Source organism: Thermosynechococcus sp. QKsg1 (assembly GCF_031586415.1).
GTDB lineage: Bacteria > Cyanobacteriota > Cyanobacteriia > Thermosynechococcales > Thermosynechococcaceae > Thermosynechococcus.
Genome location: NZ_CP134200.1, coordinates 905,475 through 923,051, shown reverse-complemented (window position 1 = coordinate 923,051; position 17,577 = coordinate 905,475). Strand labels below are relative to the sequence as shown.

18 protein-coding genes are annotated in these 17,577 nt (G+C 52.7%); 9 read left to right on the top strand and 9 right to left on the bottom strand.

The genetic code is table 11. The annotated features are described in order from the left end of the window. Nucleotides 1–41: 41 nt before the first annotated feature. Both RHP47_RS04650 and thrS read right to left on the bottom strand, forming a co-directional pair. Complete coding sequence (locus RHP47_RS04650) at nt 42–824, bottom strand: glycosyltransferase (protein ID WP_310841166.1); 783 nt, start codon at nt 822–824, stop codon at nt 42–44. A gap of 28 nt (nt 825–852) precedes the next feature. Next, nucleotides 853–2,670 carry a threonine--tRNA ligase gene (gene thrS, locus RHP47_RS04645; protein ID WP_310841164.1) on the bottom strand — a complete coding sequence of 606 codons (1,818 nt, stop codon included), beginning with the start codon at nt 2,668–2,670 and terminating at the stop codon, nt 853–855. Between the two features lie 242 nt (nt 2,671–2,912). Between thrS and RHP47_RS04640 the strand changes: the two genes are divergently transcribed. Further along, a complete protein-coding gene (locus tag RHP47_RS04640; RefSeq protein ID WP_149818621.1) occupies nt 2,913–3,617 on the top strand; it encodes a response regulator in 705 nt (234 codons plus the stop codon). Between the two features lies 1 nt (nt 3,618). Here the strand turns inward: RHP47_RS04640 and recR are convergent, their stop codons facing one another. Further along, nucleotides 3,619–4,227: a recombination mediator RecR gene (gene recR / locus RHP47_RS04635; protein WP_286626821.1), complete on the bottom strand. Its 609-nt coding sequence runs from the start codon at nt 4,225–4,227 to the stop codon at nt 3,619–3,621. A 7-nt stretch (nt 4,228–4,234) separates the two neighbouring features. Next, nucleotides 4,235–5,860: a peptide chain release factor 3 gene (gene prfC / locus RHP47_RS04630; RefSeq protein ID WP_310841160.1), complete on the bottom strand. Its 1,626-nt coding sequence runs from the start codon at nt 5,858–5,860 to the stop codon at nt 4,235–4,237. Nucleotides 5,861–5,904: 44 nt separating this feature from the next. Between prfC and galE the strand changes: the two genes are divergently transcribed. Beyond that, a complete protein-coding gene (galE, locus tag RHP47_RS04625) occupies nt 5,905–6,915 on the top strand; it encodes a UDP-glucose 4-epimerase GalE (RefSeq protein WP_310841159.1) in 1,011 nt (336 codons plus the stop codon). 284 nt (nt 6,916–7,199) lie between these two features. Here the strand turns inward: galE and RHP47_RS04620 are convergent, their stop codons facing one another. After that, on the bottom strand, nt 7,200–7,409 hold the full coding sequence (locus tag RHP47_RS04620) for a chlorophyll a/b-binding protein (RefSeq protein WP_206199803.1): 210 nt from the start codon (nt 7,407–7,409) through the stop codon (nt 7,200–7,202). A 187-nt stretch (nt 7,410–7,596) separates the two neighbouring features. Between RHP47_RS04620 and RHP47_RS04615 the strand changes: the two genes are divergently transcribed. Genes RHP47_RS04615 through RHP47_RS04605 form a run of 3 tightly spaced genes read left to right on the top strand, consistent with a single transcriptional unit; the run spans nt 7,597 to nt 12,030 of the window. Then, nucleotides 7,597–8,577 carry a bestrophin family protein gene (locus tag RHP47_RS04615; protein ID WP_149818611.1) on the top strand — a complete coding sequence of 327 codons (981 nt, stop codon included), beginning with the start codon at nt 7,597–7,599 and terminating at the stop codon, nt 8,575–8,577. Between the two features lie 23 nt (nt 8,578–8,600). After that, nucleotides 8,601–10,907, top strand: coding sequence for a heavy metal translocating P-type ATPase (locus RHP47_RS04610; protein ID WP_310841157.1), 2,307 nt, complete (start codon nt 8,601–8,603; stop codon nt 10,905–10,907). Continuing rightward, a complete protein-coding gene (locus RHP47_RS04605) occupies nt 10,882–12,030 on the top strand; it encodes a tyrosine-type recombinase/integrase (protein WP_302679911.1) in 1,149 nt (382 codons plus the stop codon). The genes RHP47_RS04610 and RHP47_RS04605 overlap by 26 nt, the downstream gene beginning before the upstream one ends. Here RHP47_RS04605 and RHP47_RS04600 read toward each other — a convergent pair. The 3 genes from RHP47_RS04600 to RHP47_RS04590 form a co-directional block, all read right to left on the bottom strand. Beyond that, on the bottom strand, nt 12,008–12,211 hold the full coding sequence (locus tag RHP47_RS04600; RefSeq protein ID WP_011058047.1) for a hypothetical protein: 204 nt from the start codon (nt 12,209–12,211) through the stop codon (nt 12,008–12,010). The two genes, RHP47_RS04605 and RHP47_RS04600, sit on opposite strands and share 23 nt — an antisense overlap. A 65-nt stretch (nt 12,212–12,276) precedes the next feature. Next, nucleotides 12,277–12,540 (bottom strand): DUF3146 family protein, encoded by a 264-nt coding sequence (locus tag RHP47_RS04595; protein WP_149818605.1) that lies wholly within the window; start codon nt 12,538–12,540, stop codon nt 12,277–12,279. A gap of 12 nt (nt 12,541–12,552) precedes the next feature. Beyond that, on the bottom strand, nt 12,553–14,145 hold the full coding sequence (locus tag RHP47_RS04590; protein ID WP_149818603.1) for an Hsp70 family protein: 1,593 nt from the start codon (nt 14,143–14,145) through the stop codon (nt 12,553–12,555). A gap of 120 nt (nt 14,146–14,265) precedes the next feature. On the opposite strand from RHP47_RS04590, the gene hemH reads away from it, so the two are divergent. From hemH to RHP47_RS04575, 3 genes are all read left to right on the top strand, one after another. Beyond that, a complete protein-coding gene (gene hemH, locus RHP47_RS04585; RefSeq protein ID WP_190278227.1) occupies nt 14,266–15,432 on the top strand; it encodes a ferrochelatase in 1,167 nt (388 codons plus the stop codon). Nucleotides 15,433–15,513: 81 nt separating this feature from the next. Further along, a complete protein-coding gene (locus RHP47_RS04580; RefSeq protein ID WP_149818600.1) occupies nt 15,514–15,798 on the top strand; it encodes a hypothetical protein in 285 nt (94 codons plus the stop codon). Nucleotides 15,799–15,814: 16 nt separating this feature from the next. Beyond that, on the top strand, nt 15,815–15,985 hold the full coding sequence (locus tag RHP47_RS04575) for a hypothetical protein (RefSeq protein ID WP_149818598.1): 171 nt from the start codon (nt 15,815–15,817) through the stop codon (nt 15,983–15,985). A 3-nt stretch (nt 15,986–15,988) separates the two neighbouring features. Here RHP47_RS04575 and argC read toward each other — a convergent pair whose 3' ends face one another. Beyond that, a complete protein-coding gene (gene argC, locus RHP47_RS04570; RefSeq protein WP_149818596.1) occupies nt 15,989–17,041 on the bottom strand; it encodes an N-acetyl-gamma-glutamyl-phosphate reductase in 1,053 nt (350 codons plus the stop codon). Nucleotides 17,042–17,243: 202 nt separating this feature from the next. Here argC and RHP47_RS04565 point away from each other — a divergent pair, with 202 nt between their 5' ends. Further along, nucleotides 17,244–17,573, top strand: a complete 330-nt coding sequence (locus RHP47_RS04565) for an Hpt domain-containing protein (protein WP_226972011.1) — start codon at nt 17,244–17,246, stop codon at nt 17,571–17,573. Nucleotides 17,574–17,577 lie beyond the last annotated feature (4 nt).

Genomic DNA, 17,577 nt, shown 5'->3' with positions numbered 1-17,577 from the left:
CTTAGTTGTAGGATGACGCAGCAATCCCCGCAACGGGGACATTAAGCTTCGTTTAAGGATTTAACACTTCTGCTTGTACCCCATATTAGAGAAGGTATGTACTTAGGAATAACAACTCGAATAAATAAAGCACAAATAAGAATTAATATTTGTAAAAGCAAGTTTTCTCCAGTTTCTACCTGTAAACGGAAGAAATCACATAAAACTGATAATTTATCAGTTGATGAAATACCGCCAAGCATAAATTCTCCGGCAATAAAATCGCATCCGTGAAACTTACAGCCATTTTGAATAGCAGTTTTGATAAAGAAGTAGTCTGCGCCAACTGGAAATCTATAGGAATAGTATCCTAGTTGCCTATGAAGATCGGTTTTAATTAGAGTACCAACAGCATGGGAAGATATGTAGGCTCCGGCTGAAAACAAATACGGTCTTCCTCTATTAGGGCGCCTTAATCGTTTACCTAACCACACATGTGCTGATAGTATATCTGCTTTCGTAGAGCAAGCAGCTTTTCTAAACAACTCTATTGCATTCTGTTCTAGTACATCTCCAGCACCTAAAACAAGATAATAATCTCCACTTGCAATTTTAAGTGATTTATTGATCGCATGATATAAACTAAAATCTGGTTCTGAGACAATTTTGATATTTAAGCCCTTTGTAGACTGAATAATACTAATGGTACTATCAGTTGAAGCACCATCTCCAATAATCCATTCAAAGTTTTTATCCGTTTGATCTTGAAGGCTTTTAATGGTTCGAGTAATCGTATCTTCGACATTGAGAGTTGCCGTAATGATTGATATAAAAGGATAGGTCATAATGAGTTTAAAGTGAGAAAACCCCTAGCTACTGCCACTGAATCTCGGCATCCATTGCATTCATTGCCGATGTCAGTTTCTCGATCAGTTGTTTAACCGGCAAGGCGCCGACATCGCCTGCAGCACGGGTGCGAATACTCACAGTCTCGCTTTCGACTTCCTTGGCACCCACAATGCCCATCACGGGAATTTTCTGGGTTTCAGCATTGCGGATTTGTTTACCTAGGCGATCGCCCGTGCGATCCACACTCACGCGGATGCCCTGCTCTCGCAGTTGAGCGGCCACACGTTCGGCATAGGGGCGTTGCTCATCTCCCACGGGCAACAGGCGCACTTGCTCGGGTGCCAGCCAGAAGGGGAAATCCCCTGCATACTCCTCAATGAGAATGCCAATGAGCCGCTCCAGCGAGCCAAAGGGGGCACGGTGAATCATCACCGGTCGGCGGCGGGTATTGTCCTCAGCAACGTATTCCAAATCAAAGCGCTCAGGCAAATTGTAGTCCACCTGAACCGTTCCCAGCTGCCACTCGCGACCGAGGGCATCCTCAAAGATAAAGTCTAGTTTCGGCCCATAGAAGGCGGCCTCCCCAATCCCCAAGAAATGCTCCATGCCCAACTGTTCTACCGCTCGCTGAATTGCTGACTCCGCCTTTGACCAAGCCTCATCGGAGCCAATGTACTTGTCGGATTTGGGATCGCGGAAGCTCAACCGTGCCTTGAATTTATTTAAACGCAGACAGCGGAAGACCGAGAGAATGAGGTCAACCACATTCAAAAACTCGACATCCAACTGCTCTGGGGTGACAAAGAGGTGGGAGTCATCAACGGTAAAGCCTCGCACCCGTGTCAAGCCCCCCAATTCCCCGGACTGCTCATAGCGATAAACCGTACCAAACTCCGCCAACCGTAGGGGCAAGTCACGGTAGGAGCGCAGCTCACTTTTATAGATTTGAATGTGGAAGGGGCAGTTCATTGGCTTGAGGACAAAGCCCTGCTCGTTGGCTGCCGCCTCAGCATCTTCGGCCATCAGGGGAAACATATCCTCTTTGTACTTTTGCCAGTGGCCAGAGGTCTTAAATAGATCCACACGGGCAATGTGCGGACTCACCACCGGTAGATATCCCCGCTTCATTTGCTCTTTTTTGAGAAACTCCTCGAGGGTTGAGCGCAGAATCGTTCCCTTAGGAGTCCACAGGGGTAGCCCTGGTCCTACAGGATCAGCGAAAATAAAGAGACCCAGCTCTTTGCCCAGTTTGCGGTGGTCACGGCGCAGGGCTTCTTCTTTGCGGCGTTTATATTCCGCCAGTTGTTCTGGGGTTTCCCAAGCAGTACCGTAGATGCGCTGCAGTTGGGCTTTGGTTTCATCGCCGCGCCAGTAGGCACCGGCAACACTTTCAAGGGCGATCGCCTTGGGGTTAATCTCGCCCGTATTTTCAACGTGGGGTCCCGCACAGAGATCCCACCACTCATCCCCCAAGTGGTAAATCGTAATTGGCTCCTCGAGGTCTTGGAGAATTTCCAGCTTGTAGGGTTCCCCCAGCTCCCGGATGCGGCGCTCGGCCTCCTCACGGGTCACTTCCTCGTGGATCACCGGCAACTTGCGCTTAATGATCTTGACCATCTCCTTCTCAATGAGCTTCAGGTCTTTTTCGCTGAAGGGTTCGGGGTGGTCAAAATCGTAATAAAACCCATTCTCAATCCAAGGACCAATTGTAACCTGCGCCTTGGGGAACAGCTTCTGGACTGCCATGGCCAGAATGTGGGCACTGGTGTGGCGAATCCGCTTCAGCCGCTCCGACTCACTGGTTTTGGGGAGATGGATGGGGGCAGCAGCCGATTCTGACATGGGGGATGACCTATCTAACAAATCCTTAATTGGGGTAAGACCTCACATATGTGATATTCTGCCACCTCGAGGGGGAGCTTGGCAGCCAATTTTTTAGCTGGCCGGAAGGGGATGCCAGTGGCCAACTGCAAGAGACAGGGCTATGCTAGGGTTGGAATTACGAAGGGGGTATGTCCATCCCAGGGTCGCGCTCTATTTACAATCCCTTTTATAGGAATCTTGTATAGGAATGGAGTATTTCCGTGACTAGCCGCAAAGTCCTTGTCATTGATGACAGTAAAGTAATCCGGATGCGGGTCCGTGAAATGTTGCCAGAGGGCGACTACGAAATCCTTGAGGCCAAGGATGGCCGTGAGGGGTTGCAACTCATTGAGCAGTCTGAGCCGACGTTGATCATGCTGGATTTTCTGCTGCCGAAGGTGAGCGGCTGGGAAGTCTATCAAGAATTGGAGAAAAATGATCTCCTTGGCGCCATCCCCCTCGTGATTATGTCAGGGCGCAAGGAAGAGGTCACCGAAAAGCTCCAAGAACCCTTTGAGTGGTTTGAGTTCATTGAGAAACCCTTTGAAAAAGAACAACTCGAAGCAGCGATTCAAGAGGCCTTTCGCAAAGCTCGTAAGCCCAGACCCGTCAAAGCAGCAGCACCTGCGGAAGTAACGGCTCCCGTTGCTGTGGATCTCACCCCCATCTATGACAAACTGGCCGCCCTTGAAGGTGCGATTCAAGCTTTGCAGGCACAATCTGTCAAAGCAAATGACTTTGCTCAACTCCAAGCAACGGTTACTCAACTGCAACAGCAACTAGCGGCAACAGCTAGTGGTGGGGATGACAATCGCCTCGCCGCTTTGGAAGCGGAAGACCAGCGGTTACACCACGAAGTCGAGCAATTGAAGCGAGCCATCCACCAAATTGTGACGGCATTGCGGCGATTGCAAGGGGGGCACTAAGCTACTGCCACTCAATTTCCCGGCGACCGGCAAGGGCACGGGCAAGGGTCATTTCATCGGCATAGTCAAGATCACCGCCCACCGGTAGGCCAAAGGCAATGCGAGTCACCTTCACAAAAGGCCGCAGCAGCTGCCCCACATAGAGAGTGGTCGTTTCCCCTTCAATACTGGGATTGATAGCCAAAATCACTTCTTTGACCTGTGCTTGGCTTACCCGCTGAATCAGAGGTTGAATGTGCAGTTGTTCGGGCGTAATGCCCTCTAGCGGAGAAATGAGTCCCCCCAAGACATGGTACTTGCCGTGGTACTCACGGGTTTTTTCAATGGCAATGACATCGCGGGAGTCCGCCACAACACAAATGGTGTGATCGTCCCGCTGGGGGGAGGCGCAGATGTCGCACACGGGTTCCGCAGAGAGGTGGAAACAAACGGAGCAGAGTCCCACCTGCTGTTTGGCGTCAAGGAGGGCTTGAGCCAAGGCTTGGATATCGGCTTCGGGACGTTTGATCAGATGGAGGGCAAGACGTTGGGCGGTTTTTGGGCCAATGCCCGGCAGGCGTTGCAACTGCTCAATGAGACGAGCAAGGGGACGGGTATAGACACTACTCATGGGGCAGCTAGGCAGGCACAGCAGCGGCAAGGGGGGCGATCGCGCTCAGGCGCAGTTTGGGATGATCTGCCATTGTCTGTTGCAGATTCCACTCATTCTTAAAGAGCAGCACCGGCCGTCCCCAACTGTCTTTGACGGTGACAGCATTAAAGATGCGGCCAATGGCTGCAAGGACTTCCCAACCATCCAGTACCCAGCGCGCAACGGTATAGGGGAGAGGGTCAAGACGAGTTTCCACACCGTATTCGTTTAATAGGCGAAACTGCACCACTTCAAATTGCAATTGGCCAACTGCCGCCAGAATCGGTTCTCGTTTCGATTCATCGGTAGAGTACATGATTTGCACGGCACCCTCTTCCCGTAGCTCATTCACCCCTTTTTGGAAGGATTTGAACTTGGAGGGGTTGGGGTTGCGCAGATAGGCAAAGAGTTCTGGGGAAAAACAGGGAATGCCTTCATATTCCAATTTGGGGCCGACATAGAGGGTGTCGCCAATGGCAAACATGCCTGGATTATTCAGGCCAATCACATCGCCCGCATAGGCCGTTTCAAGGGATTCGCGACCTTGGGCAAAGAGTTTTTGGGGGCGAGAAAGGCGGATGGTTTTGCCGGTGCGAGCATGGTTGACGGTCATGTCCTTTTCAAATTTGCCGCTACAGACCCGCACAAAGGCGACGCGATCGCGATGTTTTGGATCCATATTGGCCTGCAGCTTAAACACAAAGCCAGTGAAATGCTCTTGCGTCGGATCAATCGCCCCGCGATCGCTCTTGTAGGCCATGGGTGGCAACGCATAGGTCAAAAAGTGCTCTAGAAACAGGCGCACGCCAAAGTTGGTCATGGCACTGCCAAAGAAGACAGGAGTCATTTTCCCCTGATGCACCAGATCAAGATCTAGCTCCGCCCCCACGCCATCGAGCAGTTCTAGTTCATCCTTGAGTTGGTTGTATTCCAAGCGATAGGACTCAATGTAGGGATCAATGGCAGGATCCCCAAGGGCAATGACCGTTTCAGCCGCAGCACGGCTACCGTGGGTGGTGCGCTCAAAGAAGTGAAAATTCTGCCGCAGGCGATCATAGACGCCGCGAAAGCGATCGCCCATTCCTAGCGGCCAGTTCACAGGATAGGGAATCAGCCCCAGCTCCTGTTCAATTTCATCAATCAGTTCAAGGGGTTCCCGCCCCGGCCGATCCAGCTTGTTGATGAATGTAAAAATCGGCAGACCCCGCAGTTGGCATACCTCAAAGAGCTTGCGGGTTTGGGGTTCTAGACCCTTGGCCGCATCCACCAGCATCACGGCATTATCAGCCGCCGCAAGGGTGCGATAGGTATCTTCACTGAAGTCTTGGTGGCCGGGGGTATCCAAGAGGTTAATCTGATAGCCTTGGTACTCAAACTGCAAGACCGTCGAGGTAATCGAAATCCCCCGTTGTTGCTCCATTTCCATCCAGTCAGAGGTGGCTTGCCGCTGTGCCCGTCGTGCTTTGACGGCTCCCGCCTCGTGAATAGCCCCACCGTAGAGCAGTAACTTTTCCGTCAGCGTCGTTTTCCCGGCATCCGGGTGAGAGATAATGGCGAAATTACGACGTCGTTTCACCTCTTGGGTGATTTCATGGTGTAAGTCACTGGTCATGGCAGAATTTGTAGCAGCTTTTCTAGTGTAACAGATGGACTTTAATGACAATTAATAATGGTAATAATTCGCCGCTGATTCTGGTCACCGGGGGCGCGGGCTATATTGGCAGCCATACCGTTTTGGCACTGCAGCAAGCCGGCTTTCAGGTTCTGATTTTAGATAGCCTTGAGCGAGGGCACCGCGATTTGGTCGAGTCTGTTCTTAAAACAGAACTCATTGTGGGTCATATTGGCGATCGCTCCCTCTTAGATTGGATTTTTCAAACCTATCCCGTGACGGCAGTAATGCACTTTGCTGCCTATATTGAAGTGGGCGAGTCTGTCCGCTCCCCCGATCGCTTTTATCAAAATAATGTTTATGGTGCCCTGACCCTCTTACAGGCCATGGTCGCCGCCGAGGTGCCTTACTTTGTTTTTTCCTCCACAGCCGCCGTCTATGGCTTGCCCTCAGAGGTGCCGATTCGCGAAACCTGTCCCTGTGCTCCCATTAACCCCTACGGGCGCTCCAAGTGGATGGTGGAGCAAATTGCTGCCGATATGGGCAGAGCCTACGGCCTCAAGTCGGTGATTTTCCGCTATTTCAATGCCGCAGGCGCCGATCCCGACTCCCGCTTAGGGGAAGATCACCATCCAGAAACCCACTTGATTCCCCTAGTGTTGCAGGCGGCGATGGGACGACGCCCCCACATCTGCATTTATGGCACAGATTACCCTACTCCCGATGGCACCTGCATTCGCGACTATATCCATGTCGTGGACCTAGCCCAAGCCCATGTGCTGGGATTAAAGTACCTCCTGAGTGGCGGAGAGTCGCAAATTTTTAACTTGGGGAATGGCCAAGGCTTTTCGGTGCGGCAAATTATTGAAGCCGCTCAGAGGGTCACAGGTTGTTCGATTCCAGTCGTTGAGGGCGATCGCCGAGCAGGAGACGCCGCAATCCTCGTTGCCAATAGCGATCGCGCCCGTCAGATTTTAGGTTGGCAGCCGCAGTACCCTGACATCGAGCAAATCATTCATCACGCTTGGCGATGGCACCAATACCGCCACAGCTAAGCCTGCGCTGTACATTTTGTCTGCAATAAGGAATTAGGCATCTCTCTTTTGGAAATTCCTAGGAAGCTGTGAATGCGCTCTACTGTAGAAATTGCGACATAGATCAAGAATTTGCTCTAGGGATTCTCGCTGGGAGTGATCTAAACTGACCTCTGTTTCATCTAAAGACTAAAAGCAAAAAGCCCACCCCGAGAGGCAGGCTGACCCATTCCATGAGTTATTTGTTCTTTCTAACCGCACAAGGGCTGCTGAAGAACGGATATGCCTAAGAGCGCAGCGACGACCTAGAGGCTATTCAAAAAGCCAATCAGACCGTGACCCGTAATCACTTCCAAGGCCAGCAGGGAGATAAAGCCAATCATGGCCAAGCGACCATTGAACAGTTCTGCATAGGGAGTAAAGCCGGCTTGCGGTTCACTCATCACGTACATTTTGGGTTCAATGGCAAAGTTGTTCATTTTGCCTTGATCATCAATAATGCTGCCGCTTCTCATTTTTGTCCTCCGTTTGTTACAAAGTGTTTTATGTTCTTAATATAACTTAACACTTCTGTGGGGGAATGGCAAGGGCTAACGGATTTTCTTAAGATTTGCAGTCTCTTCGGTTGTTCTTTGCGGTAAAAACACGGTTTCAGCACGCCAGTGTGCTAAAGATTGGGGTGAGAATCGCCCACTGGTATTCATGAGCCGCTTCTCTTTCCTCGGTTTTCACCCCTTCAGACGCCAATTACCCCGAGATCGGTCGGGCGTGGCGAAGTTTTTGTTGCAACCGCCGCAATGGTTACGTCTTGCCCTGCGTTTGCGTGGCTCAGTCATTCCGGCCATTCTTTCGGAAGTCCTCTTTTGCGGTGGCTTTGGCGTCTTGGTGACGGTGATCGACCTTTATGTGATCAATGTCCACTGGCCAGTGCTAGGCAGTCTCATTCCCTCGATTGTGCTGGGGTTGCTCCTCGTCTTTCGCACCAACACTGCCTATGAGCGCTTTTGGGAAGGCCGCCGCCAGTGGGGCAACATTGTGAATAATTCCCGCAGCCTAACCCGCTTGATGTGGACTGCCATTGACGAAAATAGTCCGGAGGATCACCAAGCCAAAATTGATGCCGTTCATTTAGTGGGGGTGTTTGCGATCGCCACCAAGCAACACCTGCGAGGAGAATCCTTTGCCGAACTGGAACCCCTGCTCAAGCCCCATCAATACAAAGAGCTACAAACGGTGCAAAATGTCCCCTTGCGCATTGCCCTGTGGATTGAGGACTATCTGCACCAACAACACCGCCGAGGGCACCTGTCCCTATATCAACTCACCTACATAGATGAACTGTTGGTGCAATTGGTGGATGCCATGGGTGCCTGTGAGCGAATTTTGAAAACACCGATGCCCCTTGCCTATGCCATTCATCTCAAGCAGCTATTATTTCTCTATTGCTTGCTGCTACCCTTTCAACTGGTGGATAACCTCGTGTGGTGGACAGGCCCAATGGTGGGACTCATTGCTTTTACCCTCTTTGGCGTTGAAGAAATTGGCATCGAAATCGAAAATCCCTTTGGCCGTGACCTCAATGATCTGCCCTTGGATGCAATTTGCCTAACAATGCAGCAGAATATCAATGACCTCATTAGTGCGCCGACCCATCGCCATCGCTCCCCCCAGCCCTTTTCTTAACTGATTCCTAGGGGTAATTAACTATGACTGCAACTGTGGTTTCCCCGCCGCCAGCAAGGGTTCATTACGAAGTGGTGCATCACCTACCGGGGCGAGTGCGGTTGCGGATTCCCCGCCTGCAATATGACGATCGCTATGGGCGGCAACTGCAAGCTCTCTTTGTTCAAGAAGACAGTGTGCAACAAATTCGCCTTAACTTGCCCGCCGCTAGCCTGATTGTTCAATACAGTCCTGAAGCTGACAATCCCCTTCACCGCTTTGGCCAATTGATTCAGGCCGCAGCAGATGAGCGTTTACCCTTACCGGGGATGCTGCCCATTGATAAGTTGGTGTACTCCCCTTGGAACACCGCTTACTTTATCGAGAAAATGGCGCTACCCACCTTGGCGCTGGCGATCGTGGCGCTACTACCAGTACAAACCCCCTTCTACCCTGCCATTGTCGCCACTGTGATTGTGATTGTGGCACTGCCCACCTTCCAAGAAGCCCTAGAGAGCCTCGAACGCCGCCATCTTAACGTCACCCAACTGGAATCCCTCTGGACGATTTTGCATACGCTGCAAGGGGAATACATGGCGCCGGTGTTAGCTGCCTTTATGGGTCAAGTGGGGGGGTCACTGCGGGATATGACCGCTCAAGTGGGGGAAAACCAAGTCTTTGACCCCCTCGATCAACAGCGCACCTATTGGGTAGAGCGGGGCGGCACTCGCCAAAATGTCTCTGTGCGCGAGCTACAGGTGGGCGATCGCGTGATTGTGGCCGCCGGATCTGCGGTGCCCGTGGATGGTACCGTGCTCTGGGGATCCGCCGTGATTCAGCGGCAGTTTCTCACGGGAGAGTCGGATCTACTGCCCTGTGAACCTGAGCAAACGGTGCTGGCCTCTTCCCTTGTGGTGCGGGGACAAATTTGCGTTGTTGCTGAAGCCGTTGGTGAAGAGACGCAGGTGGGCAAAACACTGCAACTGGCTCGCCAAGCGCCGCAACTGGATACCCGCATTGAAAACTACGCTGAGGAAATCTCGAACCAAGCCATTTTGCCGGCAATGGGCGTGGCTGCCATTGTTTATGGGGTTACCTTGGATGCCCATCGGGCGATCGCCCCTCTGCAATTGGATTTTGGCTCAGGGATTGGCATTACCATTCCCACTGCGATTTTGGCAGCCCTCACCTATGCGCCCCATGTCGGGGTGTATTTTCGCAATGGCCGCGCCCTTGAACTGCTCTCACGGGTTAATGTCATTGTTTTTGACAAAACCGGCACACTGACGGAAGTGAAGGGAACCATTGTGGGGGTCAATCTCCTCAAGCCCGGCCTGAGTGAGCAAACGCTACTCTATTGGCTGGCAACTGTGGAACAGTCAATCAATCACCCCTTTGCCCTTGCCATCCTTGAGTATGCGGCTGAACGCGGGATTGAGGGGGGAACCTATAGCAACTGGGTCTATGAGCCGGGTAAGGGGGTGGCAGCAACCGTCGAGGGGCAAGAGATTTTGGTGGGCACCCCCCAACTGATGCGCGATCGCCAAGTGCCCATTGATCTTGATGAACTGCGCACCCATGAAGGCGTGCTTTGGAACCGCTCCCTTGTCTGTGTTGCCTGTAATGGTGAACTGGTGGCACTGGTGTTCTATAGCAACCCCGTGCGTTCTGAAGCCGCTAGTGTGATTGCCGCTCTGCAACAGCGGGGTATTGAGTGCTATATGGTGACGGGAGATCACCACGAAGTCGCCAATGCAGTGGGCTATGCCACTGGCTTTCGTCTCGGTCAAATCTATACCAATAAAATGCCAGAGGACAAAGTTGAACTTCTAGAGAAGTTTAAAAATGGTGGCGAAAAAGTCGTGGCCTATGTGGGGGAAGGCTTCAATGATACAGCAGCAATGGCCTACGCTGATATTTCCATTACCCTTTCTGAAGGCAGTGATGCGGCGCGGCAAACCGCAGATCTTCTCTTGATGAATAATCGCCTTGAGGGACTGGTGCAGGCGATCGCCCTCAGCCAAGAAGTGATGAACATTATCAATCAAAATATCGCCCTTGTGGTCATTCCCAATGTCAGTGTGGTTTTAGCGGGGGTCTTTTTGAGCTTGCACCCCGTGATTGCCGTCTTGATTAGCAATGGAGCAACCCTCTTGGCCGAACTGAATAGCCTGCGCCTCCTCACGAACTATCGCCCCGTCAAAGTTGAGCACAAGTCCAGTCGTAGCCGCTCCCAAGCGGGGGTTCTCGATATTCCTTGGAAAAAACGTCCGCGCCGCAGTTTTGGTCATTTCGGCAGCGAGTTGAGTTCTGAGTCCCTCAGCAATGGCCACGTCCCCTCAGAAACTTGACCAACAACTTCAGCAGGTCAATCAACGCCTCAAACTGGCGCAGTTGGGTCTGCAAATTGAACAACGCGGCCAACGTCTCAGCCTGCGGGGTACCCTGCCGCCACGACCGGGCAGTCATCGGCTCCGCCCCCACCAACAGCGTTTAAGTCTAGGGTTACCCGCCACCCCCAGCGGTCTTAAGGCAGCGGAAAAGGAAGCCAAAATTATTGCCGCCAAATTACTGGAAAACACCTTTCGCTGGCAGGACTATGAACGGGTCAAGGGCTTAGGGCGCCTTGGGGAGTTATCCTTGGGGGAACAAATTACTGCTTTTGAAACTGCCCTGTTGGCTCAAGGGGATCTCAGCCGCACCACTTGGGAAACGGCCTATGCCCCCTATTTGCGGCAGTTGCTCAAAGCCGCCGCTACCCATCCCGACCATTCATTACCAGAACTGATCTATGGCCTGTTGCAGCAAATCCCCGCTGATAAGCGACAACGGCAGGTGGCCTGTACCGCCTTTCAAGGGTTTTGTCGGTTCCTAGGGGTGGAGTTACCGATTCCCCTAGCTCGGTTTTGGGGCACCTATTCGCGGCGATCGCTCCAACCACGGGAGTTACCCAGTGATGAGGAGATTCTAGCCGCCTACCAGCAGATTCCCAATCCCCAGTGGCGCTATGTCTATGGCTTAATGGCGGCCTATGGCCTGCGCAATCATGAAGTGTTCTTCTGCGATTTAAGTGGCCTTGTCACAGGTGACGCGGAAGGGATGATCGAGGTGCAGGAAACGACAAAAACTGGCTGCCATCAGGTGTGGCCCTTTCCTCCCCAGTGGGTCGAGGTGTTTGGCTTGCGATCGCCCCAGTTGCCGAGGATCAATACGGATTTGACCCAAACAACCCTCCAACGCATTGGCCAGCGGGTAAATCAACAGTTCCGTCGCTACGGCTTGCCCTTTCGTCCCTATGACTTGCGCCATGCGTGGGCGGTGCGCACAATTCACTATGGCTTACCCGATACCGTTGCCGCACGGATGATGGGACACAGTGTGGCGATTCATACCCAAACCTACCACCGCTGGCTGACCCTACGGGATCAACGGCAGGCAGTGGCTCGTGTCCTTACTCAATTCGAATGCTCTTGAAGTCACTGGGGGGGGGTGGCGGCGGGCTGGGGGGCTGATAGTCGCCGTACTGCTTGAGCCAATCGCTGACTGGCTTTTGATCAAGGCTCAACCCCAACAATCCAGAGACAAAGCCGCCCATAAAGGCAACGGGTTTTTGGCTCAACTCTTTGACAAGGGGCGCTAATTCGCTCAAGAACATAGGCTATCTGGCAATATCAGCACAGGTTTCCTCACTGATTGTAGCTTAGGCACAGCGGAACGCACCTAAAACTTGGCACGGACAACAAATTCATAATCGCCCCCCGGCTCCAATTGATAGTCTTGGGCTTCCAGAAACCGCCCCAAGGGTTCTTTGATCAGAGCACGCCCAAGGGCTGGGGAGATTTGCAGTTTTTTCGCCTTAAATTGCCAGCAAAATTCCCACTGGTACTCGCTGGCGCAGACATGGCCACGAATGTGACCCTCTTGCCAACTGTGGGCAATGATGCGGACATAGGCAGTAGTTTGGGGTAGGGAATGGGGAGCCACAATGCAATTCGGTCAACGCAATTGGGTGACGATTTGATTATTGATGAGACGCTCTTGGGTGAGCAAGTCATCAACGGTAACTCGCAGTTGGCGATCGCCATCCACTTGAAAGAGAACCCGAATGCGATCGCTCCCCGGATAGCCAGGGGGATCCAGCTTGGCGAGGGTTTTGCCTTGGGGGGTGTCATTGAGGGGCTGCACCGTGCGTTCACCGGCACTACGGGTAATCAGGCGATCGCCATCAAAAAAGATCTCCACACCCCCTTGCTCGTCCCCCAATTCACCAATCACCAGTTCAATACTGGGCTGTCCCTCCGTCGAGGCCCCTAAAATCAATTCCACGGGTTCGCCCATGGGGTAGGGTTGTCCCCGCTGGATAATGGGGTGCCAGCCATGACGGTTGAGCTTAGCATCCCAGAAGCGAATGCCGTAGCTGTGGTAGAGAAAATCCTTGAGATCCAGCCCTTGGGTCACTGCTAGAGCACCCATGGCCACCGCTGTAAAAGGCTGTTGGGCGTTGATCTTTGTGGCCTCAAAATACTCAGCAACCCATTTTTGCACCGCTGGAATTTGCGTTGTCCCCCCCACTAGGAGCACCGCATCAATCGTGTCGGGGGTGATCCCTTGGCGGCGAGCCTGTTGGAGTACTTGAGTGAGGGCATCATCGAGGCGTTGGAAAAATTGCTGTTGGCGAAGCATCTCCTCCAGTTCAGACCGTTCGAGGCGCAGTTCAAGGGTGGTAAAGGTTTCGCTGTCAAAGTACACCTCTTGGGCATAGGGCTGCTGTGAGAGTTGAATTTTTAAGCGCTCGGCAAGGCGCAGGAGTAGGCTATTGGCGGTCATTCCCCGCTTCACCCACTCATCCACAATCCAGTGGTCAATATCGGTGCCCCCTAAATTTAAGCCCGCTTTGGCAATCACCCGCGCTGTGCGAGGCCGTTGGTTGTCGCTTGAGGCCCACTGGCGATCGCCCCACTTGAGAATAAATCCCAAAGGACGGCTTTGGCGTTGATCGGTCTTGAGTTCCACAAGGGAGAGATCGAGGGTGCCCCCACCAAAATCAATCACTAAAATCAGCGGGCGATCGGCCACGCCATAACCTAAGGCCGCGGCCGTGGGTTCATCCAAGAGGCGAATTTGCTCAATGGCAAACCCCTCACACACCTGCAACAGCCAACTGCGATAGGTTTCAAAGCTATCCACCGGCACGGTGAAGATCAACCCCTGTTCGACATCGCCGCCGCTAGTGTGTTTCAGTTCCTTCAACAGGGCTTGCAAAAACCACGTGCCAATGGTTTCAAAGCTCAAAGAACAGCCATCCAGCTCGGGTAAATAGCCCTGTACGGTGGCGCCAATCCCCCGCTTAAACCGCGAGAAAAAGCGACGATCGCCCACGACATCAAACCCGCGATCGCGCACCTGCTGCCCCACCACCACAAGGGGGACACTGGCATCCTCCACATAGGCCAAGCTAGGAATGAGCGCCGGTACCTCACCAAACCCCACCGAGAGTCCAGAGAGCGTTACCGCTTCCGCCGCTTGGGTGGCATAATTCCACCGCGCCACCAACGTATTACTGGTTCCAAAATCAATTGCGTAGGTCACCGTTTGCACACATCAACCGCATTCTCTCATCCCTACCTTACCGAGATTTTTTCCCCTTGAGATCCTGAGAGTATGTCACAATAAGAAAGCGATCGCGAAAAGATTTAGGTGATTTTGGGAATGGCGAGCCAAACAGGTGTACTACTTCTCAATTTAGGGGGGCCCGATCGCCCCGAGGATGTGCGCCCCTTTTTGTACAACCTGTTCTCTGATCCCGAAATTATTCGCCTACCCTTCCGTTGGCTGCAAAAGCCGCTTGCTTGGTTTATCTCCGCCAGTCGTGCCCGGCGCTCTCAGGCCAACTATGCCCAAATTGGTGGCGGCTCTCCCCTGCGGCGGATGACTGAACAGCAAGCCCGTGCCCTCAAGGATGCCCTAGGAGGCATTGGCATTGAGGCCAATTTGTACATTGGTATGCGCTACTGGCACCCCTTTACCGAGGAGGCGATCGCCCAAATCAAAGCAGATCAAATTCGCGATCTAGTGATTTTACCTCTTTACCCGCAGTTTTCCATTAGCACCAGTGGCTCTAGTTTTCGCCTCCTAGAGAGCCTGTGGAACCAAGACCCTGAATTGCAAAAGATTCGCTATACGCTGATCCCTTCTTGGTACAACCACCCCGGCTATGTGGCGGCTATGGCGGACTTGATTCGCCAAGAACTCGACCAATGCCCCAACCCCGACGAAGCCGTGATTTTCTTTAGTGCCCACGGCGTTCCCAAAAGCTATGTCACCGAAGCAGGGGATCCCTACCAAGAGGAAATCGAAGCCTGTGTAAAGCTCATCATGGCTGCCCTGAATCGCCCCAATGTCCATGTGTTGGCTTATCAAAGTCGGGTGGGGCCTGTGGAGTGGCTGCAACCCTACACCGAAGATGTGATTCCTGAGTTGGCCGCTCAAGGGGTGAAAACCCTTGTTGTTGTTCCCATTAGCTTTATTTCAGAACATATTGAAACGCTTCAAGAAATTGACATTGAGTACCGCGAGATTGCTGAAGAAGCGGGTATTGAAGTCTTTCGGCGGGTGCCTGCCCTCAACGATCACAAGGGGTTTATTGCTGCTCTTGCCCAGCTAGTGAAGGACGCCCTTGCTGCTCCACCCCGCACCTTTGCCGAAGTGAATAAGTCTCGCAAGCGCGTCAAGCTCTATCCTCAGGAGCGCTGGGAATGGGGGATGACCTCCGCTGCTGAACGCTGGAATGGTCGCTTAGCAATGTTGGGATTTTTAGCCTTGATCATTGAGTTGATTAGTGGTCAAGGGCCATTACACATGCTGGGGCTGCTGTGAAAAATTGCCGCCTGTTGCCCATAGGAACCTGAAAATTTTCGATAGAATAGGGGGTAACCTCACTGGCAAAGGGCTACGCCTGTGTCTGAATCGCCCAAACCGGAATTTGACAAAGAAAAGTTCCTCTTCCCCACCAGCCGCTACCATGGTGTATTTACGCCGCAAAACTTGGCCTTTAATGCCAATTTGCAGGAATTTGCTCAACGGGTGAGCTATATTTGTGGTCTGGAAACCGGCGGCAAAATTAGCACCGAGGAGGCCTACAGTCAAATTAAGGCACTTTGGAAGCAACTGAAGAAATCACGAGACTTGCTCTTTGCCAATGTTCCTCCTGAGGAGGATACGGATAGTTCAGATGTTGATTAGTTCTTGATGCGTTCTGATGGCTCGCTTAGCACCGACAACACTACTGTTAAGCTTGAGTACCGCTCCCTTTCTAGCGGCTTTGTGCCTAGGGCAGGGATTATGGCAGATGGGATTGTCCTTGAGTGCAAGCAGCACTGAGCTATTACGGGGCGATCGCCTGCCCTTGGTCGAACAGGATGAAACTTGAGTCCTAGGGATAAAAGGCGACCTGCGGTAAGCCCAGCGTTTCTGGCCAGCCCATCATTAGATTCAAGCATTGCACCGCTTGGGAAGCCTGTCCCTTCATTAGGTTATCAATGGCGGACATGACAATCACCCGGCCGGTGCGCTCATCCACCTCAATGCCAATAAAACAGGCATTGGTGCCCCATGCCCATTTCGTCTGGGGATAGAGGCCGGGGGGCAGGATATTCACCCAAGGGGAATGGCGATAAAAAGCTTGGTAGATGGTGATTAAATCTTCACGCACTAGACCGGGATCCCGCAGCGTGGCATAGACAGTGGCCAAAATCCCCCGTGGCATGGGCACGAGGTGGGGCGTAAACTGCACAAGGACGCTTTGGCCGGCTAATTCGCTACAAATAGCTTCAATTTCTGGGGTGTGGCGATGTCGAGCAACACTGTAGGGAGCAAGGGAGTTGTCAGCTTCCGCAAGCAGGAGATTGATTTTGCCCTGACGACCACCGCCGGAGGTACCGGACTTAGCATCAATAATTGCCGTATTCGGTTCAATCAGACCCTGCTTCATCAGGGGTGCTAGAGCCAGCAAGCTAGCGGTGGGATAACACCCCGGACAACCAATGAGGGCACTTTGGCGAATGCGATCGCGATAGAGTTCTGGCAACCCATAGACCGCCTGTCGGACCGTAGCCTCATCTTCCCTTGGTTCACCGTACCACTGGGTGTAGGTTTTCAAATCCTGAAAGCGATAGTCTGCCGACAAATCCAGCACTTTGCAGCCCTGCTCAAGGAGTTGCGGGGCAAGCTTACAGGCAATGCCATTGGGCAGCGAGAGAAACACCACTTGGGCGCGATCGCGAATCACCTCCACAGATACGGGTTCCACCGTGAGATTCACCCGACCCTGCAAATGGGGATATAGCTCCGTGTAGGGGCGACCCGCACTCCCCTCACCGCCAAGGTATGCAATCTCCACTTGGGGATGGTCAAGGAGTAAACGCACCAGTTGGACGCCCCCATAGCCAGAGGCCCCCACAATCCCCACCGTCACGCGATCGCCCATCGTTCCTCAATCCTGCCGCTACTGTTGGCCTCACCACTGCGATAGTGCCATCCAATCCCCTGTTTCGCCAAGGGGGCAGACCACGCTGAAGAAGTTAAGAATTATTACAAATCTAGCCTTGCTTTTCCTCTCTGATCCTTGAACAGCCCTACGGGGGACAGGCTACAATAGCGACGAAGAACCTGTCGGGAATAATGAGTTGATGACATCGCCAATTGATTGGGACTACTTGGCTGCCCTTTCGGGGGGCGATCGCGAGTTTGAAATGGAATTGCTGCAAACCTTTGTCGAGGATGCCCAAGAGCGCCTCCAAACATTGGCTAACGCTGTCAACCAAGGCAACATTGAACAAATTAAGCGGGATGCCCACCATCTCAAGGGCGCCAGTGGTAATGTCGGCATTACTGCCATGCAAACCATCGCCGCCCAACTGGAACAATCCACAACCCCGCAAACGCTCGCCCAAGCCAAAGCCCTAGTGGAAGAGCTACAGCGCCTGTTTGCCACCGTTGCTAGTGAGGTCTCCGCTTAAGACT